This is a genomic window from Chryseobacterium salivictor (assembly GCF_004359195.1).
Classification (GTDB): domain Bacteria; phylum Bacteroidota; class Bacteroidia; order Flavobacteriales; family Weeksellaceae; genus Kaistella; species Kaistella salivictor.
Genome location: NZ_CP037954.1, coordinates 220,585 through 240,800, shown reverse-complemented (window position 1 = coordinate 240,800; position 20,216 = coordinate 220,585). Strand labels below are relative to the sequence as shown.

General features: G+C 36.9%; 22 protein-coding genes. 18 read left to right on the top strand and 4 right to left on the bottom strand.

Annotated elements, in window-relative coordinates; translation table 11 throughout:
• The first annotated feature begins 126 nt into the window (after nt 1–126).
• The 8 genes from NBC122_RS01205 (at nt 127) to NBC122_RS01170 (ending at nt 9,084) form a co-directional block, all read left to right on the top strand.
• Nucleotides 127–804, top strand: a complete 678-nt coding sequence (locus tag NBC122_RS01205; RefSeq protein ID WP_133438628.1) for a response regulator transcription factor — start codon at nt 127–129, stop codon at nt 802–804.
• Nucleotides 805–847: 43 nt separating this feature from the next.
• Nucleotides 848–1,879, top strand: coding sequence for a sensor histidine kinase (locus NBC122_RS01200; protein ID WP_133438627.1), 1,032 nt, complete (start codon nt 848–850; stop codon nt 1,877–1,879).
• Nucleotides 1,880–2,008: 129 nt separating this feature from the next.
• A complete protein-coding gene (locus NBC122_RS01195) occupies nt 2,009–2,590 on the top strand; it encodes an IS1096 element passenger TnpR family protein (protein ID WP_133438626.1) in 582 nt (193 codons plus the stop codon).
• Between the two features lie 171 nt (nt 2,591–2,761).
• A complete protein-coding gene (locus NBC122_RS01190; protein WP_133438625.1) occupies nt 2,762–4,108 on the top strand; it encodes an alpha-amylase family glycosyl hydrolase in 1,347 nt (448 codons plus the stop codon).
• A 192-nt stretch (nt 4,109–4,300) separates the two neighbouring features.
• Nucleotides 4,301–4,894, top strand: a complete 594-nt coding sequence (locus tag NBC122_RS01185) for a hypothetical protein (protein ID WP_133438624.1) — start codon at nt 4,301–4,303, stop codon at nt 4,892–4,894.
• A gap of 92 nt (nt 4,895–4,986) precedes the next feature.
• The gene (locus tag NBC122_RS01180; protein WP_133438623.1) at nt 4,987–5,427 is read left to right on the top strand and encodes a hypothetical protein; all 441 of its coding nucleotides are present in this window, start codon (nt 4,987–4,989) and stop codon (nt 5,425–5,427) included.
• Between the two features lie 81 nt (nt 5,428–5,508).
• Nucleotides 5,509–6,303 (top strand): thymidylate synthase, encoded by a 795-nt coding sequence (locus tag NBC122_RS01175; protein WP_133438622.1) that lies wholly within the window; start codon nt 5,509–5,511, stop codon nt 6,301–6,303.
• A gap of 267 nt (nt 6,304–6,570) precedes the next feature.
• The gene (locus NBC122_RS01170) at nt 6,571–9,084 is read left to right on the top strand and encodes a M1 family metallopeptidase (protein WP_133438621.1); all 2,514 of its coding nucleotides are present in this window, start codon (nt 6,571–6,573) and stop codon (nt 9,082–9,084) included.
• Between the two features lie 64 nt (nt 9,085–9,148).
• Here the strand turns inward: NBC122_RS01170 and NBC122_RS01165 are convergent, their stop codons facing one another.
• Nucleotides 9,149–10,378 (bottom strand): dicarboxylate/amino acid:cation symporter, encoded by a 1,230-nt coding sequence (locus NBC122_RS01165; RefSeq protein ID WP_133438620.1) that lies wholly within the window; start codon nt 10,376–10,378, stop codon nt 9,149–9,151.
• 83 nt (nt 10,379–10,461) lie between these two features.
• Nucleotides 10,462–10,638: a hypothetical protein gene (locus tag NBC122_RS14305; protein ID WP_165983175.1), complete on the bottom strand. Its 177-nt coding sequence runs from the start codon at nt 10,636–10,638 to the stop codon at nt 10,462–10,464.
• Nucleotides 10,639–10,844: 206 nt separating this feature from the next.
• On the opposite strand from NBC122_RS14305, the gene NBC122_RS01160 reads away from it, so the two are divergent.
• From NBC122_RS01160 to gloA2, 8 genes are all read left to right on the top strand, one after another.
• Entirely contained in the window at nt 10,845–11,762 is a 918-nt protein-coding gene (locus NBC122_RS01160; RefSeq protein ID WP_133438619.1) for a DnaJ C-terminal domain-containing protein, read from the top strand.
• Nucleotides 11,759–12,016: a chaperone modulator CbpM gene (locus tag NBC122_RS01155; RefSeq protein ID WP_133438618.1), complete on the top strand. Its 258-nt coding sequence runs from the start codon at nt 11,759–11,761 to the stop codon at nt 12,014–12,016. The genes NBC122_RS01160 and NBC122_RS01155 overlap by 4 nt, the downstream gene beginning before the upstream one ends.
• A 308-nt stretch (nt 12,017–12,324) precedes the next feature.
• Nucleotides 12,325–12,696, top strand: a complete 372-nt coding sequence (locus NBC122_RS01150; RefSeq protein ID WP_133438617.1) for a PadR family transcriptional regulator — start codon at nt 12,325–12,327, stop codon at nt 12,694–12,696.
• A 4-nt stretch (nt 12,697–12,700) separates the two neighbouring features.
• A complete protein-coding gene (locus NBC122_RS01145) occupies nt 12,701–14,398 on the top strand; it encodes a PspC domain-containing protein (RefSeq protein ID WP_133438616.1) in 1,698 nt (565 codons plus the stop codon).
• Nucleotides 14,399–14,739: 341 nt separating this feature from the next.
• Entirely contained in the window at nt 14,740–15,306 is a 567-nt protein-coding gene (locus NBC122_RS01140) for a 1-acyl-sn-glycerol-3-phosphate acyltransferase (RefSeq protein WP_133438615.1), read from the top strand.
• Nucleotides 15,307–15,318: 12 nt separating this feature from the next.
• Nucleotides 15,319–15,735: a PaaI family thioesterase gene (locus tag NBC122_RS01135; protein ID WP_133438614.1), complete on the top strand. Its 417-nt coding sequence runs from the start codon at nt 15,319–15,321 to the stop codon at nt 15,733–15,735.
• A 50-nt stretch (nt 15,736–15,785) separates the two neighbouring features.
• Complete coding sequence (locus NBC122_RS01130; protein WP_133438613.1) at nt 15,786–16,757, top strand: chorismate-binding protein; 972 nt, start codon at nt 15,786–15,788, stop codon at nt 16,755–16,757.
• Nucleotides 16,758–16,765: 8 nt separating this feature from the next.
• Nucleotides 16,766–17,143: an SMU1112c/YaeR family gloxylase I-like metalloprotein gene (gloA2, locus tag NBC122_RS01125; RefSeq protein ID WP_133438612.1), complete on the top strand. Its 378-nt coding sequence runs from the start codon at nt 16,766–16,768 to the stop codon at nt 17,141–17,143.
• On the opposite strand, the gene NBC122_RS01120 is transcribed toward gloA2, so the two are convergent.
• Together NBC122_RS01120 and NBC122_RS01115 are read right to left on the bottom strand one after the other, a co-directional pair.
• Nucleotides 17,140–17,517: a DUF1634 domain-containing protein gene (locus tag NBC122_RS01120; RefSeq protein ID WP_133438611.1), complete on the bottom strand. Its 378-nt coding sequence runs from the start codon at nt 17,515–17,517 to the stop codon at nt 17,140–17,142. The genes gloA2 and NBC122_RS01120 overlap by 4 nt on opposite strands.
• Nucleotides 17,518–18,348, bottom strand: a complete 831-nt coding sequence (locus NBC122_RS01115) for a sulfite exporter TauE/SafE family protein (RefSeq protein WP_133438610.1) — start codon at nt 18,346–18,348, stop codon at nt 17,518–17,520.
• Between the two features lie 107 nt (nt 18,349–18,455).
• Between NBC122_RS01115 and NBC122_RS01110 the strand changes: the two genes are divergently transcribed.
• Entirely contained in the window at nt 18,456–19,007 is a 552-nt protein-coding gene (locus tag NBC122_RS01110; protein ID WP_133438609.1) for a DUF1543 domain-containing protein, read from the top strand.
• A 3-nt stretch (nt 19,008–19,010) separates the two neighbouring features.
• The gene (locus tag NBC122_RS01105) at nt 19,011–20,123 is read left to right on the top strand and encodes a 5-(carboxyamino)imidazole ribonucleotide synthase (RefSeq protein WP_133438608.1); all 1,113 of its coding nucleotides are present in this window, start codon (nt 19,011–19,013) and stop codon (nt 20,121–20,123) included.
• Nucleotides 20,124–20,216: the final 93 nt, after the last annotated feature.

Sequence of the window (20,216 nt, the reverse complement as noted above, 5' to 3'; positions counted from 1 at the left end):
CAGTTTTAATTATAGTTTACCATTGCCTTAACAAAAATGGGGTAATATTAATTTAATATGAATATTTGAATTAATGAAATTTGGAACATTTAATTTGAGTAAATTTGAAAGAATAAAAAGTTTACAATGCACAAGAAAAAGATTCTTTTGATTGACGATGAGGTTGATATTTTAGAAATAATCTCCTATAATCTCGAGAAAGAAGGGTATCTGGTTACCACCGCAACCAATGGGAACGATGGTATTCTGAAAGCCAAAGAAATAATTCCCGACCTGATTCTTCTCGATGTGATGATGCCGGAAAAAGATGGTATTGAAACCTGCCAGGAACTTCGTCAGATTAAAGAACTGCAGAATACGCTCATCGTTTTTCTCTCTGCCCGAAGCGAAGAGTTTTCTCAATTGGCAGGTTTTCAGGCTGGCGCAAACGATTACGTCGTAAAAATCATTAAGCCGAAAATTCTTATTTCTAAAATTAATGCGCTTTTGCAACTGACTTCAAAAGTAAGCAACGACGCCAAAGTCCTGAAAATTGGCGACTTGGTTATCGACAAAGACAATGTGAAAGTGACCAAAAGCGGACAGCACTTTTTATTGCCTAAAAAAGAATTCGATTTGCTTTATCTTTTAGCCTCAAACACTGAAAAAGTTTTTAAACGGGAAGAGATTTTAGAAAAAGTTTGGGGAAATGATGTGGTTGTTGGCGAAAGAACCATCGATGTCCACATCAGAAGATTGCGCGAAAAACTGGGCATTAATACGATACAGACTTTAAAAGGAATCGGGTATAAATTAGTGGTTTAAGTTTAGTAAATCAGCATCTTCTACCCAATTAATTTGCAAAATAATGAAATTTTACCGCCTTACTTTTCTCGCATCATTATTCCTTACCGGCGTTATGCTTTTGCTGGTGTACATTTTCGATTCTGCCAAGCATTCGTTTCCGGAAAACAGGCAGCAGTTTTATCAGACCTTAATTTTGGGCGCTCTCATTTTGGGTATTATCAATTATCTGGTGGTTGATTTTCTTTTTAATTTTTACGGAAAAAGACAGATCAGGAAAATATCAACCATTTTACCCGAAGAAATAACCGATGAAGATAATGATTTGAACTTCAAAGAACTGGGTCAAAGGGTTTCTGATCTCAATCTTAAAAACACTGCCGAAATCGATACCATGAAGGGAATGGAAACCTACCGCAAAGAATACATCGGTAATATCTCGCATGAGATGAAAACGCCGCTTTTTACCATTCAGGGTTACGTGGATACTTTGTTGGAAGGTGGCGTAGAAAACCTGGCAATCCGGGATAAATACCTGGAGAGAATTGATAAATCTGTGGAAAGATTACTTAACATAGTAAAGGATTTAGACATGATGAATCAGTTTGAAAGTGGCGAGATTACTTTATCTGAAAGCCGCTTCGATCTCAATCACCTCATCCGTGAACTGATTGATATACTGGATCTGGAAGCCCAGAAAAAGAATACCAAAATTATTCTGCAGACCTCTTCAAATCAAATGTTGGTGATGGCAGATAAACAAAAAATTTCGCAGGTTTTAATCAATTTAATTTCAAATGCCATATATTATTCCAACCGCGAAAGTGCAACGGTAACCATCAAAACTAGTATCGAAAATCAGAAAGTTTTGGTCGAAGTTAAAGACAATGGAATGGGCATCAAACCAGAAATGCTGCATCGGATTTTCGAAAGGTTTTACAGGATTGAATCCAGCAGAAATAGAAACGATGGCGGCTCGGGTCTCGGTCTGGCGATTGTAAAGCATATTTTAGAAGCACATGGGGAAAATATCTCCGTAGAAAGTGTTTACTTAGAAGGTACGCGATTCAGTTTTTCTTTGCCCAAAACGATTTAGGATGGCGAGAAATTTAAGCAAAACTTTTTAATAAAAAGTCTGTAATAATTTTTTTGCCAAATTTCAATTGTTTTATATTTGCAGTCGAAGAATAAAACTAATAATTAATCGTAAAAATTTAAGGTAATAATGGTTTACAAACTCCGAATTATTTTAGACACCAAAGAGAATATTTTCAGAGATGTTGAAATAAAAGACAAGCAAAATCTTTGGAACCTGCATTTGGGAATCAAAAGTGCATTTTCATTGATGGGTGATGATTTGTCTGTTTTTAATATCCTGGATGAAGATGGAGTGGTGGTAAAGACTGTACCACTGGAAGATATGAGCGATGACGGTGAAGGAGAAATTATGTCTGATATTTACATCACCGAGGCCTTTCAGAAATCAGGAGACAAAATTCATTTCCAATATGGGTTTATGGATTTGTGGGAATTCTTTTGTGAACTCATTGAAATTATCGACGAGAAACCTGCCGTAAACTATCCCATTACCGTTTTCAGATTTGGCAAAATGCCGCTAAAAGCGCCTACAAAAAACGGAACAAAAGCAAAAAGAAATGGTGTAATTACTTTATCCGATGACGAATTCCCAAGTTTTGAGGATGAATTTAAAGCCACCAGTTTTGACGTTGATGACGACGAAGACGATGATGATTTTGATGATGACGACAACTTCGATGACGACGACTTCGAAGACGATTTAAACTAAATGATTTGTAAATAATAAAAACCTCGAAAACCTCGGGGTTTTTTTAATGAAGAAAATAAAGATTCAGAAACTCATTTTGTCAATTTTTTATATCACCAGCCGGCAATTTAGCCATTGCCACACGTAGGGAAATTAAATAATAAACGATATATTTGCCCTAAATCTTAACCTATGAAAAGACTGATTCTTTTAGCAATTCTGGGAATAGGAGTGATTTCCTGCACCACCCAAAAAAATAAGAAACAAATGGATTTACCCAGCGAGTGGAAACATACGACGAATATCTACGAAGTTAACCTCAGACAATATACTCAGGAAGGAACCTTCCGCGCTTTCGAAAAAGAAATGCCGCGCCTGAAAGAAATGGGCGTGAAAACTTTGTGGTTCATGCCGATTACCCCCATTTCCCAGAAAGTGAAAAAGGGAACGATGGGAAGTCAATACGCGGCGCACGATTACGTTTCCATCAATCCCGAATTCGGTAATTTAGAAGATTTCAAACATTTGGTGAATGAAGCGCACAAAATGGGTTTCAAAGTGATCATTGACTGGGTGGCCAATCACACCGGTTGGGATCATGTCTGGACGGTTTCTCATCCCGAATATTACCTTCACGATGCAGACGGGAAATTTCATATCGCTTCCGGAATGGACGATATCATCGAACTTGATTATTCAAATCCCGACATGAGAAAAGCAATGATCGATGCCATGAAATTTTGGGTTCGTGAAACCAAAATCGATGGATTCCGCTGCGATTTGGCCAGTTGGGTAGAAGTCGATTTCTGGGAACAGGCAAGACCCGAAGTTGAAAAGATAAAACCCTTATTTTTCATCGGCGAATTTGATGAACTCGAAAATCCGGAATACGGTAAAGTTTTCGATGCCAGTTATTCCTGGACCTGGATGCACAAAACTGAAGATTATTACAAAAAAAATCTTCCACTTGCTGAGTTAAAAGATTTACTTCAAAAGTATACTGCAATTGGCGACCAATCCATGAGAGCTTGGTTTACGACCAACCATGACGAAAATACCTGGAACGGAACCGAATATGAAAAATATGGCGTGATCGCAAAACCGTTGGCGGTCTTTTCTGCCACCTGGGGCGGGATTCCATTAATGTACTCCGGTCAGGAATTGCCGAATATGAAGCGGTTAGAGTTTTTTGAAAAAGATGTCATTGACTGGAACGGAAATTATCAAATGGCGGATTTCTACAAAACGTTATTTAACTTAAAAACCAATAATCCCGCATTAAGAGGTGGCGACGCAGCTGCATCAACGCATTTGTTAAAAACTTCTGCCGATGATAAAGTTTTAGCCTACGTTAGAAAAAATGGGAAAAATGAAGTTTTGACAGTTTTAAATTTTTCGAAAGAAGCAGTTTCTTTTACCATCGATGATGAGAATGCTGGCGGAATTTTTAAAAATGTTTTTTCCGGTCCGGTAAAGGATTTCGCTCAGGATAAAAGTTTTTACTTGCCTGTAGGCGGTTATGCCGTAATGGAAAAATAGACGACATCCTTATTAAAGTGTCAATAGGAAAGGGCTTTGGCCCGTTTTTAATAAATATTTTTCGAGAAATAAATGTGTTTCGAACCTAAGACACCCTTTCAGCGTTTCGTGTTTTGATATATTCGTTTTCTAATGATAAAACGCTGAAAGGGTTTTTTGAGTTGGAAACAAAATTTTTCTTAATTTCAAAATATGAAAATTGACAATTTAGAAGAAGGATTTTTCTATCACATTTATAACAGAGGAAATAACAGTGAAAATATTTTCATTGAAGAACAAAACTATGCCTATTTTACAAAATTGATGCATCGTTATGTTTTACCAATTGCCGATGTTTATGCATATTGTTTAATGAAAAATCATTTTCATTTTTTGTTAAGAATTAAAGAAAAAAGTTCTGTAAAAGAACATGAGCTAAAATATACAACGGTTATTAAACCCAAAATAATTTCAGCGTCTAGGCAATTGTCTCATTTTTTTAATGCTTATTCACAGGCTGTAAATAAAAAATACGAAAGAACAGGAAGTCTTTTTGAAAAACCTTTCGAGCGCAAAAGAATTGAAGACGAAGCATATTTGAAAAGATTGGTTGTTTATATTCATTCAAATCCGATAAATCATGGTTTTTGTGAAAAGGTGAAAGATTATAAATGGAGTTCATTCAATGCAATTATTTCCGAGAATTCAACCAAAATTATGCGGGAAGAAGTAATTGAATTATTTGGCGGAAAAGAAAATTTCATTTTTTGCCATGAAAATTTGAATGATGAAGATTTAATTTTTTAAAATAACAAAACCCTTTCAGCGTTTTCACTACCCGAAAAAGAATTTCAAATAAGGAAAAAAACGCTGAAAGGGTAACTCCACAAATCAAAGAAATGAATAAACAAGACATTTTAAATATCGTCAAAACAAAACTCGCCGAAAAAATTAAAAATTTAGAAAATTTAATTGCCGAAACCCGAGCTTCCAACAACGAAACCAAAAGTTCGATGGGTGATAAGTATGAAACATCGCGGGAAATGGTTCAGCAGGAAATCAACAATCTGCAGATTCAGTTGAATGAAAATGTAAGGGCGAAAAATTCTTTAAAATCAATCAATACCAATCCTCATCAGATAATCGGTTTGGGAAGTTTGGTAGAAACCGACAAAGGATTCTTTTACATCACAGTTTCTTTAGGAAATATTGAAAATCATCATCAAAAAATATTTTTAATATCACCGGAAAGTCCTTTGGCACGCGCAATGACAGAAAAGTCTGAAGGCGAAGAATTTTATTTAAATAAGATAAAACAGAACATTATAAAAATTTGGTAAATTTGAAAACTGTTATCATTTGTCCATTTTAATTTTCAGATGAACACATCGTCACATTATCACTTCAACACATTCAAATCAATGCAAAACTACCTCGATCTTCTTCAGCATATTTTAGACAACGGAACCGATAAAACCGACCGAACTGGCACCGGTACAAGAAGCGTTTTTGGTTACCAGTTGCGTTACGATTTGTCGAAAGGTTTCCCTTTAATGACTACGAAAAAAGTTCATTTAAAATCCATTATTTATGAATTACTTTGGTTTTTAAAAGGGGACACGAACATTAAATATTTGAATGATAACGGCGTTTCCATCTGGAATGAGTGGGCCGATGAAAATGGGGATCTCGGGCCTGTTTACGGCGCACAATGGCGAAGCTGGACTGGAGCAAACGGAAAAGTAGTCGATCAGATTACGGAAGTTATAGACCAGATCAAAAAAAATCCGGATTCCCGGCGTTTAATCGTTTCTGCCTGGAATGTTGCTGAAATCCCGAATATGGCTTTAGCGCCTTGTCACGCTTTGTTTCAATTCTATGTTGCCGATGGAAAATTATCTTTGCAACTCTACCAAAGAAGCGCAGATGTTTTTCTGGGTGTTCCTTTCAATATCGCAAGTTACGCTTTGTTATTGATGATGGTTGCACAGGTTTGCGGTTTAGAAGTCGGCGATTATGTACACACTTTTGGCGATGTTCATATTTATAACAATCATTTCGAACAGGTTCATAAACAGCTTTCGCGCACACCGAAAGAGTTACCCACGATGAAGCTGAATCCGGAAATTAAAGATATTTTCGATTTTGATTTTGAAGATTTTACTTTAGAAAATTATAATCCTGAGCCGGGAATTAAAGCGCCGGTTGCGGTATAAATCACTTGATGAGAATTTTCCTCAAATTCAATACGCTTTCGTTGGCGAAAAACATGTTAAATTATTTTATGAGATTAAGGAAAATATAGTTGTTATTAAACTTTTCTGGCATTGTAAACAAGATCTAAGAAAGCTGACAAATCTTTTAGAAAAATAATTCAATCAAAACTCCAGTGAAGTACATCTTCACTTTTTTTTGTAACTTTTTCTGAAAATTACAGACCAATTTTGATAACCTCTCTTTTCAAAAATTCAATAAAATAGATTATGAAAAAAATATTAATTTCTGCCCTTTTATTGGGTGTGATTTTTAGTTCCCAAACCGCATTCGCACAAACCGATACTTCCGGTCGAACTGGGATCTACAGAGCGTCGCATACCAAAATGACGGAACTGAAACACACCAAATTAAAAGTCAATTTCGATTACCAAAAGGAACAGATGGCTGGCGAAGAATGGCTCACCGCTTCTCCTTACTTTTATCCCACCGATTCTTTGGTCCTGAATGCGAAAGGAATGTTGATTCACGAAGTTGCTTTAGATAAAAGTGGCAGCAAAAGTCCTTTAAAATACGAGTATAAAAACGATATGCTCAAAATTAATCTCGATAAAACCTATAATAAAAATCAGGATTATACGGTTTATATCAAATATACAGCGCGTCCGAATGAAGTAACTCAAAAAGGAAGCGCCGCCATTTCTGATGCCAAAGGTCTCTATTTCATCAATGCGCAGGGAACAGATAAAGATAAGCCGACTCAGATCTGGACGCAAGGTGAAACCGAATCGAGTTCTGCCTGGTTTCCCACCATTGATAAAACCAATCAAAAGACAACGCAGGAAATTTACATGACCGTTCCCGATAAATACGTCACTTTATCGAACGGTTTAATGAAATCTTCCACCAAAGAAGCAAACGGACTGCGAACCGACCATTGGATTATGGATAAAAAACATACACCGTATCTGTTTTTCATGGGAGTCGGCGAATACGCGATTGTTAAAGATAAATGGAGAAATATCGACGTTGATTACTACGTTGAAAAAGAATATGAACCTTACGCAAAACAGATTTTCGGGAACACGCCGGAAATGATTGAGTTTTTCTCCAAAAGATTAAACTACGATTATCCGTGGTCAAAATATGCCCAGATTACAGGCCGAGACTACGTTTCCGGAGCGATGGAAAATACCACAGCGACACTTCACCAAGAATCTGCGCAGCAAAAACCGGGAGATTTAATTGATGAAAACCGATGGGAAGACACCATCGCTCACGAATTATTTCACCATTGGTTTGGCGATCTGGTCACCGCCGAAAGTTGGAGCAATCTGACCGTTAACGAATCTTTCGCCAACTACTCGCAATACCTCTGGAACGAGCATAAATACGGAAAAGATATCGCCGATTACGGATTAATGAAAGAGATCAAAGGGTATATGATGGATCCTTCGAATATTTCAAAAGATTTGGTGCGTTTCAATTATCATTCGCGCGAAGATATGTTTGATGGAGTTTCTTATAATAAAGGAGGCGCAATTCTTCATATGTTGCGGAATTATTTAGGCGACGATGCTTTCTTTGCAGGATTAAACGATTATTTGAAAACCAACGAATACGGCACCGGCGAAGCGCATCAACTCCGATTGTCTTTAGAAAAAGTTTCGGGGAAAGATTTAAACTGGTTCTTTAACCAATGGTATTTCGACAGTGGAAATCCGAAAATTTCTTATACCACCACTTTTGAACCGGTGAAAAAACAAGTAACAATTTCCGTCAACCAAGATCAGATTGGTAAAAATTTTCAGTTTCCTTTGGCGATTGATATTTTCGAAAACGGAAAACCTACCAGAAAAAATGTCTGGGTAGATGCTAAAGAAAAAAATGATTTCACTTTTACGGTTTCAAAAAATCCTGAATTGGTCAATATTAATGCCGATGGAGTTTTGCTTTCCGAGATTACAGACAATAAAACCGCTGATCAGTATTTTACCCAATATCAGAATTCAAAAGAATTCCTGAGCCGATATAAGGCCGTTGAAAATGCAGCGGAAAACGTTTCTAAAAATCCCAATTTTTTGAAGGTATTGGTTGCCGGCCTGAAAGATTCTAATTTTAGAATTAGAATGAAAGCGTTAACCGGATTAGATTTATCTAAACCGGACCAGGCAAAATCGGCGATTTCTGAAGTGGAAAAAATGGCTTCGAATGATTCTAAAACTTTGGTTCAGGCAGCCGCAATTTCAGCTTTAGGAAAAACAAAAGATAAAAAATATCTGCCACTTTTTGAAAAAGGAATGAATGCGGTTTCCAATTCGGTAAAGGCGAATTCACTTGCTGGGATTGCTGCGGTTGATCCGTCGCGAATTGCTTCTCTGGCTGATAAAATCGATTTGGAAGGAGCCAGTGATGAAGTCATTGCAGAACTTTTGCCCATTATCGTTAAAAATAAAATCGAAAAACAAATGCCTGCAATTGCATCGACGGCGGCATTTTATCCTTTCATTAAATTTCAAAAACCGGAATTGGGCGATGCGGCAGAAGCGGGATTCAACTGGATTATGAGTTCTGATAATCTGAAAGCGACGGAAAACGTAACTAAAGTTTTAACGCAGGTGAAAAGTCAAATCGGTCAAAATCCGCAGGCAAAAATGATGATTGTACAGATACTGAAAGACGGTCTTGCCAAAAAGATGGCGGTTTTGAAAGCCAATCCTTCAAGCCCAACCATTCATCAGCAAATTGATTTGATTAATAAAACGATTGAAGCGTATAAATAAACTTCAAAAATAACTAATGAACTAAAAGAACTTCCATTTTCGGAAGTTCTTTTTTTTATGACAATTAAGGAGCAAATTCTTTCGGCTCCTCAAATTTCTCCCCTGATATTTTCGTGACAAACATCGCAGCAACCGTATCTCCGGTTGAGTTTAGAACGGTTGCTAAAGGATCAACCAAAGTGCCGATAATCATCACCGCCGGAATCGCTTCCACCGGTAGCTGATACACCGAAATCATCAGCATTTCGCCGATATAACCACCATTCGGAATTCCTCCTGCGACAATGCTCACAAAAATTGTAATTCCTAATGCTAAAAGTAAATTCATCGGATCGAAGAAATCTTTGCCGATAATGAGAAATGCCACATAAATTTTAATGATAGAAGACATCGAGGAACCGTTTTTGTGAAGCGTACTTCCAATGGGAATCACGATGTTGGCGATAGCATCGGGTATTCCTATTCTCGCGGCTGCCTGTAAATTTGCGGGCATCGTGGCAAAACTGCTGCAGGTCGAAATGGCCGTTAAACTCGGATAGATATTGTTGGTCCAGAATTGTCGGACACCGATTTTACCTTTGGCTACAAATGCATATACCGTAAAAAATACGAAGAAATAAACAATCCCGGAAGTATAATATAAACCGAGCGGTTTTGCATAAAAACCAAAAAGTTGAGGCCCGATGGTCGCGACCTGAAAAGCAAAATAAGCGCCTAAACCAACCGGTGCCGCTTTCATTACAAGCAGTAAAAGTTCCTTCATCACTTCGTAGCCGGACGCTAAAAAGGTTCGGAAAACTGCTCCTGCTTGTCCCGCTTTTCTGGCTGCTGTTCCGGTTAAAAATGCAAAGATTAATAACGCCAGCATGTTTTTTCTGGAAAATAATTCGGCAAATTCGCCCACGGTAAAAAAGCTTACGATTCGGTCGCCCCAGGTATCATTCGCAGAATTTTCAATGAGCTGATGGGACGTTGAAGGCAAAGCTTCTGTAGGAAATAAGTACACCACTGCAATGGTGAAAAGGGCAGCAATAATAATAAAAAGTAAGAAAGTGAAAATCATGGAGATGATTATTTTCCCGAATTTTCCACCTTGTTCTACGCTTGCAATCGAATTTGCAACGGCAAAATATACGAGAGGAACAACACTTACAAACAGTAAATTTAGAAAGATATCTCCGAGCGGTTTCAGATACGTTACCACATTCGGGAAAAATATTCCAATAAGACTTCCGGCCAAAATTCCACCTAACAGTAAAATAATGCCGGAATAATTTTTCAGAATGTCCTTCATATTTTGTAATTTTTTCAAAGATAGTAGTAAATTTTAAAAATTACATTTTAAAATTCAAATGAAAATTACCAGACCTTTCAAAACTAATCTTTCATCAATGATAGTGATGGATAGATAGTAAGTTTGGTAAGATTATTTAAAACAGAACGCATGGATTTCCTCTTCATTTCAATATGATCTGGGATGTTGGCAGGGATTTCCGTTTCGTTGAAAAGAATCGTTGAAGAGCCATAATTTAAAAATGACAGTGAAAGTCTCATATATTGGCGATTTAAGACCTGATATTTGATCAAATGAAAATCGTTTACATCCTAAAAAAAATGGAGCGATCAATTTTTTACGTCAAATTCGGAATTTTCATTAAAAACGAATATCCGCTGCTTAGAAAATATAAATGGAAAGATTTAACAGAACTTTAGAACATCATTCGTTTTAGTTTTTTTAAATTTGAGTAAATGATTATTTTATGGCATATATCGATTATTACAAAGTTTTAGGCATTGATAAAAAAGCGACGGCCGACGAAATAAAAAAAGCGTACCGAAAATTAGCGCGGAAATACCATCCTGACGTTAATCCCGGTGATAAAGAAGCGGAGCGGAAATTCAAAGAACTGAATGAAGCGAACGAGGTTCTGAGCAACGCCGCCAACCGCACAAAGTATGACCAATACGGCGAACACTGGAAGCATAGTGAAGAGTATGAAAAAGCGCAGCAGCAACAGCGGCAATCCCAACAGGGGAGAAGGTATGGCGATTTTGCAGATGCTGACTTTGGCGAAGGTGCCGATTTTTCTGATTTTTTCCAAAGTATGTTTGGCGGAAGTTCCGGTAGTTTTGGCAGGAGTTCGCGCGGCAGTGCTTCCGGGAAATTTAAGGGTCAGGATGTGGAGGCGACTTTGAACTTGCATTTGCGTGACGCTGCAAAAACCCATCAACAAACTTTTGATATCAACGGTAAAAAGGTGAGAATTACCATTCCTGCCGGCGTTGCCAACGGGCAGAAAATAAAATTGAAAGGACATGGGAATCCCGGTCATAACGGCGGACCAAACGGGGATTTGTTTATTACTTTTAATATTGAAGAAGATCATCATTTTAAAAGAAACGGCAACGATTTGAGCGCAGAGCTGGAAATCGATCTGTATACTGCAGTTCTCGGTGGCGAAACTTTAGTGAAAACATTAGATGGAACTGTTAATTTAAAAGTAAAACCGGAAACGCAGAACGGAACGAAGGTTAAATTAAAAGGAAAAGGTTTCCCCGTTTACAAAAGAGAAGGTGAGTTTGGTGATTTATACGTGACTTATGTGGTGAAAATGCCGACCAACCTGTCTGATAAAGAAAAAGAGTTATTTCTTCAACTTAAAAAACTAGCAACATGAGCGAAAGAATATCACGTGAAGAACTGGTAAGAATCTACAATGTGGAGATCACTTTTTTTGATTCACTGGAAGAAGCCGGCCTCCTGACAATCGAAACCGAAAACGAAATCAAATATTTGCCCTATGATGATTTATCGACTTTTGAAAAATACATTAATTGGCATTATGATTTGGAAGTAAATCTGGCAGGCCTTGAAGTGATCAGTCATTTGTTAAATAAGATTGAAAAGCTTCAGGTGAGAAATTTGCATTAATTAAGTCGGGATAAGTGATTTAAAACGTTTAAAAACAATCAAAAAATAATATTTATTTATTATTGAAATAATTACCGCCTCAATTTGAGGCGGTTTTTTTTATTCTTTTTTCAGTATTCAACATAGTTTTGCAGGCTTTTTATCGGGGAATCAGAAATAAATGAAAAATATTTATACATTTTTACTACTTTGTATTGCATAATACTAAAATAAAATTATATCTTTGCATTGTAAGATTGGTTAATGATATTTTTTGATTTAATGAAATCTTGCAGTCGATAATTGACTTAATTAATAACCCATAAATAATGAACACAGAAAACACCAAAGCGCAAATGCGAAAAGGCATCCTGGAATTCTGTATTTTGAGTTTAATTAATGAAAAAGAAATGTATGTTTCTGATCTCATTGATGAATTGAAAAAAGGAAAACTGGATGTGGTTGAAGGAACCCTTTACCCATTGCTGACCCGATTGAAAAACGGAGAATTTCTTTCCTACCGCTGGGAAGAATCTACCGGCGGACCACCCCGAAAATATTACCAGTTGACCGACAAAGGAAAATTATTCCTCGCCGAACTGCTCAATACCTGGAATGAACTGACAGACTCTGTAAACCTAATTACTAAAAACAATAACCCTGCGAACGCTCCTGAAAACTCGTTCCAACCAAATAACTAAAACGATGAATAAGACACTCTCAATAGGACTTGCCGGTTTCTCTTTCACCATAGAGGAACACGCATACATCAAACTCAGCGACTATCTTGCCGCCCTCAGAAGTTCTTTGGATATTACCGAAGCTGATGAAGTGATGCACGATATCGAAATCAGAATGGTCGAGATATTTAAAGACGCACTCGGAAAACGCGAAGTGATAAATGATACTGATGTTGAAAGAGTAATTGCTCAAATTGGGTCACCAGAAAAAATCGAAGAACAAGAAGAAGCCTATTTCTCTGAGAAAACGACAAACTCAAAAAATACCCAAAAATCTCCTGCCGGTTTTAATGGTCAAAAACAATTATTCCGTGATCCTGAAAGGGCGAAAATCGGGGGCGTCTGCTCTGGATTGGCACATTATGTAGGGATGGACGTTGGTGCAATGCGTGCGATTTGGGTAGGAATTGCCATTTTGGGAATTTTCACCGCTGCAATCTCTACTTCATTAATTATTTTAATTTACGTCATCCTGTGGATCGTTTTACCTAAAGCAGAAACGGCTACCGATTTTTTAAAAATGAAAGGCAAGCCTTTAAATTTTGATAATCTAAAGGAAGAGTCGACCAAGATTGTACAGTTTGCCAATGAATCGAGCCAAAGAGTTGGCGAGATTTATAATGAAAATAAACCCTATATCAACAAAGCAGGAAACGGACTTTGGAATTTAGTGAGATATGTATTAGGCGTGATTCTTGCAATGATGGGGCTTTCACTTCTGATAGGATCATTCGCTATCCTGGGTTTTGGTTTTTCCGGAGCCAGTAATATTAACTTTTTCAGCAATTTAGGATTTTATTTACAGGACAGCAATCTTGGTTTTATCGTGATCGCATTGTCATTTCTTACGGCCTTTATTCCTGGACTGATTTTTTCTTACTTAGCAATAAAGTTGTTTTCGCCTAAAACTAAATTTCATAATACGGGATACGTTATTGGCGCCTTAGCTTTAATATGGATCGGATTGGTTGCTGCAACAGGGTTTACTGCCATTAAATTCAAAACGCAATACAGTGGGACCAATGATGATATCGAAAATATTGCCATCAATACCACGTCTGATTCTATCCTTATCGATGTGAAAAAAGTGGTCATTCCACAAAATTTCAAATCATTCTGGGACGATGTTTACTCTGATGGGAAAACCATCTACAAGCAGGATTACCCGAGAATAGATGTGACCAGAAAAGACGTGAAAGCTCCTTATCTTGAAATCAAAAAAAGAGCAGACGGTTACAATTTGCCATTGCGCTTAACCGTTCCATTGGAAATTATTGACAATAAAATTACGTTGCCGAATTACTTTTCTTATCCTTACAATGATCGTTTCCGGGATTATAGAGTGGATTATGAGTTAATCATTCCGAAACACATGAAGGTGATTTCGCTGCATGATGAGCGTGGTTTCTCTGTATTCGATGATCAGGGTGACGATAATCATGACAGTGATGACGACAGCGATTCGGTATCGGTAAGTTCCGGCAGTAATTCGATTGTCGTTCCTTCTGATAACGCCGATTCTATTATTATCAACGGTAAAAAAGTAGGAAAGCAAGAAGCGGAATTAATCATCAAAAAAATGAAGATGGATACGCATGATATCGAAGATGTCAATATCTCCATCAAAAACGGTAAAAAGGAAATATCCATTAAGACCAAATAACCGACGGAAATAAATTGAGAAAAATTGGATGCTGCGGATAATCATATTTTCAAATTCGTAAATTTTATTAAAAATTAACACTCACAAAATTTATTTTGTAAAATATAATTCCTAATTTCGTAGAGTTAATTTTATCGGTCAATTAATTAACAGTCAAAAACGTATAATTATGGTACAGTTTGTTTTAGAAATCGCAATCAAGATAATAGATTTCGTAAGTAATTTATTTTTGTAAGAATATTAATTCAATATCTTTGTAAGTATAACCAATAGAGTTTGGTTATACTTTTTTGTTTAGAACCCTAAAAAAAACTCGTTTTTACTCCTAAATTTTCCACTTTATGAAAAAACTATTCGGTAAATTAATGCTAAAAATCCTGGGTTGGAAAGTGGTCCTGGAAGGCGATGTAAATAACCTCGATCGTTGTATTCTGGTGGTTGCGCCCCATACCGCAAACGACGAATATATGCTGGGCAACTTCGCGTACTGGTCTCTGGGAAAACCATTGAAAGTCATTATAAAAGACCAGCACACCAAAGCGTGGTACGGGTTCTTGGTAAAAGCGATGGGAGGGGTAGGAATTGACCGTTCCCAAAAAAATGATCTGGTGAAATTTGTAGCCGACTTGTTCAAAAAAGAAGATTTTTCTTTGGTAATCACGCCGGAAGGAACCCGAAGTTGGGTGCCGAAATGGCGCAAAGGTTTCTATCATATGGCATTGGCAGCAAAAGTTCCTCTCGTAATTGCATCTGGCGATTTCAAAGATAAAATCATTTATTTGGGTAAGAAAATCTCTGTCGAAGATTTGGAAACCAGAACTTACGAAGATATCATGGCAGAGCTTCAGGAGTACTATAAAAAACGAACGCCCAAAGTTCCCGAAAACTGGAATCCGAAAATTTATTAACCTTACCCTTTTATGAAAAATAAAGAACAGATTTTAGAAAAACTCAATAATTGGGGTGGCGAAACTCTGGGGAAAACTTTAGATATTGTTTTCACAGATGTGACTGATGAGACACTGACTGCAACCATGCCTGTAACGCCAAAAGTGCATCAGCCTTACGGGATTTTGCACGGTGGCGCAAGTTGCGTTCTGGCAGAAACCTTGGGATCCTGTCTGTCGGTGATTCATGTGGATACCGAAAAATTTGCGCCGGTAGGAACCAATATCAATTCTAACCATTTGCGGAGTAAAAAACACGGAACTGTGACCGGAACCGCAAGATTTATAAGAAAAGGCAGAACCATGCATGTTTCTGAAATTGAAATCCGAGACGAAAAAGGAGAGTTGATCAACCATACCACGATGACCAATAATATTATTCCACGCTGATTTTTTATTGCAGAATCTTTTATTAAAGTAATTCCTGACAAAGATTTTTTATGATTTACTTCAGATATCCTTTTTCTGACCAAATTTTAACCATTGATGAAGCTTCTGCACAAAAAGCGGTTCGTTTTGTTTCTTTTGATACTGATGAAATAATTGATTTTAATGGAAATAGTAAAGAAATTTCTTTAAATCAGTTTTTAGATAATACAACAGATTCAGATTCTTTATCGTCTGAATTAATTGACTTTAAAGAAGAAAAAGAAACCGATTATCTGACCAAGATTCAACAGGTTATTGACTTTGTTAAAGAAAATAATCTTTCGAAACTGGTTATTTCACGCAGAAAATTATTGAATCTCGAAAGGGATAAAGTCAATTTAACGCAGACTTTTTTACACCTTTGTGAAGCATATCCGAACGCTTTCGTTTATTTCTTTATAAAGGACGGAAAATGCTGGATGGGAGCTTTTTCAGAAGTTTTGGGAAAATTCAATAAAAAAACTTCGGAATTTGAAACCATGAGTTTAGCCGGCACCATTCCTGTACATGAAGACTGGACTCATAAAGAAATTGAAGAGCAGCACCCGGTTACGGATTACATTAAAAACATTTTAAAAGACTATTCTGGTGAGGTTGGGCAATCGGAAACCTACGATCATCCGTCGGGAAATATCAAACATTTAAGAACTGATTTCAAGGTGAAAATTAACCGGCAGGATGTAGAAAAAATAATTTCGGAATTGCATCCAACTCCTGCGGTTTGCGGTTTTCCAAAAGAATTTTGCCAAAAGGCAATTGCAGAATTCGAAGATCATCCAAGAAGTTTTTATGCAGGTTATATTAAAGTGGAAACCGATGAAACGATTCAATATTTTGTCAATTTAAGATGTGCTGAGTTTTTTCAGAATGCAGTTTTACTTTACGTTGGCGGTGGAATTACCGCAGACAGTTCTCCTGAAAAAGAGTGGCAGGAAACCGAATTGAAGGCTGGTGCTGTTTTGAAAAATCTTTCTTTTAATTAATGTAAATAATGCAGATTCATCACATCGCGATCATTTGTTCAAACTACGAAATCTCGAAGAAATTCTATACAGAAGTTTTAGGATTGAAGATTTTGCGGGAAGTTTACCGCAAAGAAAGAGAATCTTATAAACTCGATTTAGGAATTGGTGATCAGTATGTTATCGAATTATTTTCATTTCCTCATCCACCGAAAAGACCTTCGCGTCCCGAAAGTTGCGGTTTACGGCATCTGGCTTTTTCTGTAGAAAACATTGAAGAAAAAAGAAAAGAATTAATGAGGAAAAATCTTGATTGTGAAGAAATCCGTACCGATGAATTTACCGGGAAAAAGTTTTTCTTTACCCAGGATCCGGATAAGTTACCGATAGAATTTTATGAAAATTAATGCGCGAATCCCATTAAAAAACTCACCACCATAATTCCCAGAACAATTAGCGAAATAAGCACATAGGTGTAATCTTTCTCTTTGAGATAGCCAATCAGCGCAAATAGTATCCGGACCAAAGGCGTTAGAATCAGCAATAAGATTCCGAGCTGAATAATAGCCATTCCTTCTAGTTTCAGCAGAGAAGTCCAGAAACTTTGCCAGATATTTTCTTCCGAAATTTCTAATAAAGCATAATCTCTTGGCATTTCAAAACCTTCGAAGGAAAGTTTTATAAATCCAATAAACGAAGTGATAACAGATAAAAGGACACCTATCCGAAGAAGATTTCCTACGGAACGGTTCAGGTCGAAATCTGTAAAGTGGCGTTTCATTTATTTAAAATTATGGTTAATCCCGTTGTACATCATATAAATCGAAAGAATACTCACCACAATGGCAAATACCACTTTCAGTTTTTTGGTTTGGGAAACAATTAAAGTTTTTGATCCGATAAAACTTCCTACCACAACACCGATTAAAACCGGTGCCACAATGACAGGAATGATTTCTCCCCGCTGAAAATAAATCAGGGAACTCGCAACAGCGGTTACTCCGATCATAAAATTACTGGTCGTTGTAGAAACTTTAAAGGGAAGTTTCATCATATTGTCCATGGCTAAAACTTTCAGCGCACCCGAACCGATACCTAAAAGTCCCGACATAATTCCGGCAAATACCATCATTGAAAATCCGGAAACGGTATTTCTTGCAGCATATTCTTTGACTACGCCTTTGTCTGGAAACGTTCCGTACAATTGTAGTTTATCTTCCAAACTGCCTTTAATTAAAGGTTCCTGATGATCGGGTTTTTTCCGCAAATTTAAAATTACGGTCAAAATTAAAATACTGGCAAAAATAATCCCAATCGTATTAGGATTCAAAATTCCCGAAATTAATGCTCCGATAATTGCACCAGTTGTAGTGGCGATTTCCAGGAACATTCCAATCCGGACATTGGTAAAACCTTCTTTTACGAAAGCCACCGCAGAACCGGATGAAGTCCCGATAACTGAAATTAATGAAGCGCCAATCGCATAGTGCATTGGTACACCGAAGCCAAGGGTAAGCAATGGAATGATGACAACGCCGCCGCCCAATCCGGTTAAGGATCCCAGTAATCCGGCAGCGACAGCTCCGAAGAACAGAATTAATATTTCCGACATGCTACAAATTTAGGTATTTTAAATTTTTTAGAAAATATTTCGGATTAAAAATACCTTAATAAATTTTATAGAATTTATTTAAACCGTATTTTTGTTTTTTGTTGAACATGAAATTATTCTATACCATTCTCGGTGCCACTCCAAAAGGCAGAAACATTGAGCAACACGACGTTTTTTTTGGAATTGCAGAATCTCTGAAAGATCTGATTCCGCACATGAAGAAATTCTGGCCCGACGCAAAAGGTAAAATTCATATCGACTGTTATCAGGAAGTGAAGTTTGTTGATGGTTTTGAAGTGAAAATTGTCAGGAAAAATACTCAGGTTTCAGACGAACAGCTTTTTTTTATTAATCTGGGCGGTTATGAGATTGGGAAATTTGAGGAGTTGCATGAACAGCATTTGATGGTCGGAAAGAAAACATCAGAAATCATCAGAAGAGTCAAGAAAACCGATTTTTATAAAAATAGGGGTTTCAAAGATGCGGTAAGTCATATCGATGACAAGCACGGTGTTGATATCGATGAAATCTTTAAAATTAATGACATTTTACCCCAGAAAATGAAAGAAGAATATTCGGTCATTTTAGAAAAATCAGATTGTGAAAATCAGGAAAACTTTAAGCATAGCGGCTATTTAAAAATCAGTAAATTAAAGTAAAAAATGAAAATAGGAATTTTAGGAGGCGGACAATTAGGGCGAATGTTGATTCAGGAAGCTTTGAAATACGATGATGAATTTTACACCCTCGATCCGAATGCAGACTGTTCCTGTGCGAATATTTCTTTTTTTACAAAAGGAGATTTCAATGAAAAGCAGGCAGTAATTGATTTTGGAAAAGACAAAGACGTCGTGTCTATCGAAATCGAACATGTGAATGTGGAAGCGTTGCAGGAACTTGAAAAGCAAGGTGTAAAAGTAATTCCTAATTCCGCTATCATTAAGACGATTCAGCAGAAAATATTGCAGAAGCTTTTCTACGAAGAGCACGAAATTCCAAGTCCGGCTTTTCAGATTATTTTATCGGCTGAGGAAGAAATTATTATTGATTATCCTTTCGTTCAGAAATTAAATACCGGCGGTTACGACGGGAAAGGAGTTCAGATCATTAAAGATGAAAGTGATTTTAATAATTTGTGGGACCAACCTTCCATTTTGGAGAATCTGGTGGATATTGACAAAGAACTTTCTTTAATTATCGCTAAAAATGAACGGGGCGAAATCAAAAGTTTTCCCGTAACTGAAATGGTTGCTGACCCGAAATTAAATTTATTGGATTTTAATATTTCTCCGACGCAGATTTCTGATGATGTTCAAAGTCAAATCGATGTCATTGCTGCAAAATTTATGAAAGCGGCGGATTCTGATGGTTTATTTGCCATCGAATTATTTTTGGATAAATCAGGTAAAGTTTGGGTTAATGAAACGGCGCCGCGACTGCATAATTCCGGTCATCAGTCTCAGGAAGGCAATGCCAATTCACAGTTTGAACAGTTTTACCGCGTCTTGAAAAATCTTCCGTTGGCAGATACTTCCAGTTTGGGGTTTTCAGGAATGCTCAATTTGGTTGGTGAAGAAAATTGCAGCGGAAAAGTAAAATACGAAGGTTTAGAAAATGTATTAAAATTAGCTGATGCCTACGTACATCTCTACGGAAAAACGGAAACGAAACCGGGGCGAAAAATGGGGCACATCAATGTTTTATCGGATTCCCGCGATGAACTTTTGGAACAGTTAATTCATATTAAATCTTTGGTGAAAGTGGTTGCTGTTTAAAAGCTGAAATATTTAAATTAAACCAATCTTTAATCCATAAAAAAAAGGATTCTTCCGGAAAAGAGTCCTTTAATTATATCTGAAATCGCGCAG

Bases quoted from the DNA above. Each gene is read 5' to 3' on its own strand.
- NBC122_RS01140 (WP_133438615.1), top strand. From the start codon at position 14,740: ATGAAAAAACTATTCGGTAAATTAATGCTAAAAATCCTGGGTTGGAAA.
- NBC122_RS01180 (WP_133438623.1), top strand. From the start codon at position 4,987: ATGAATAAACAAGACATTTTAAATATCGTCAAAACAAAACTCGCCGAA.
- gloA2 (WP_133438612.1), top strand. From the start codon at position 16,766: ATGCAGATTCATCACATCGCGATCATTTGTTCAAACTACGAAATCTCG.
- NBC122_RS01185 (WP_133438624.1), top strand. From the start codon at position 4,301: ATGAAAATTGACAATTTAGAAGAAGGATTTTTCTATCACATTTATAAC.
- NBC122_RS01170 (WP_133438621.1), top strand. From the start codon at position 6,571: ATGAAAAAAATATTAATTTCTGCCCTTTTATTGGGTGTGATTTTTAGT.
- NBC122_RS01110 (WP_133438609.1), top strand. From the start codon at position 18,456: ATGAAATTATTCTATACCATTCTCGGTGCCACTCCAAAAGGCAGAAAC.
- NBC122_RS01120 (WP_133438611.1), bottom strand. From the start codon at position 17,517: ATGAAACGCCACTTTACAGATTTCGACCTGAACCGTTCCGTAGGAAAT.
- NBC122_RS01175 (WP_133438622.1), top strand. From the start codon at position 5,509: ATGCAAAACTACCTCGATCTTCTTCAGCATATTTTAGACAACGGAACC.
- NBC122_RS01130 (WP_133438613.1), top strand. From the start codon at position 15,786: ATGATTTACTTCAGATATCCTTTTTCTGACCAAATTTTAACCATTGAT.
- NBC122_RS01150 (WP_133438617.1), top strand. From the start codon at position 12,325: ATGAACACAGAAAACACCAAAGCGCAAATGCGAAAAGGCATCCTGGAA.
- NBC122_RS01195 (WP_133438626.1), top strand. From the start codon at position 2,009: ATGGTTTACAAACTCCGAATTATTTTAGACACCAAAGAGAATATTTTC.
- NBC122_RS01200 (WP_133438627.1), top strand. From the start codon at position 848: ATGAAATTTTACCGCCTTACTTTTCTCGCATCATTATTCCTTACCGGC.
- NBC122_RS01145 (WP_133438616.1), top strand. From the start codon at position 12,701: ATGAATAAGACACTCTCAATAGGACTTGCCGGTTTCTCTTTCACCATA.
- NBC122_RS14305 (WP_165983175.1), bottom strand. From the start codon at position 10,638: ATGAGACTTTCACTGTCATTTTTAAATTATGGCTCTTCAACGATTCTT.
- NBC122_RS01205 (WP_133438628.1), top strand. From the start codon at position 127: ATGCACAAGAAAAAGATTCTTTTGATTGACGATGAGGTTGATATTTTA.
- NBC122_RS01160 (WP_133438619.1), top strand. From the start codon at position 10,845: ATGGCATATATCGATTATTACAAAGTTTTAGGCATTGATAAAAAAGCG.
- NBC122_RS01190 (WP_133438625.1), top strand. From the start codon at position 2,762: ATGAAAAGACTGATTCTTTTAGCAATTCTGGGAATAGGAGTGATTTCC.
- NBC122_RS01115 (WP_133438610.1), bottom strand. From the start codon at position 18,348: ATGTCGGAAATATTAATTCTGTTCTTCGGAGCTGTCGCTGCCGGATTA.
- NBC122_RS01165 (WP_133438620.1), bottom strand. From the start codon at position 10,378: ATGAAGGACATTCTGAAAAATTATTCCGGCATTATTTTACTGTTAGGT.
- NBC122_RS01135 (WP_133438614.1), top strand. From the start codon at position 15,319: ATGAAAAATAAAGAACAGATTTTAGAAAAACTCAATAATTGGGGTGGC.
- NBC122_RS01105 (WP_133438608.1), top strand. From the start codon at position 19,011: ATGAAAATAGGAATTTTAGGAGGCGGACAATTAGGGCGAATGTTGATT.
- NBC122_RS01155 (WP_133438618.1), top strand. From the start codon at position 11,759: ATGAGCGAAAGAATATCACGTGAAGAACTGGTAAGAATCTACAATGTG.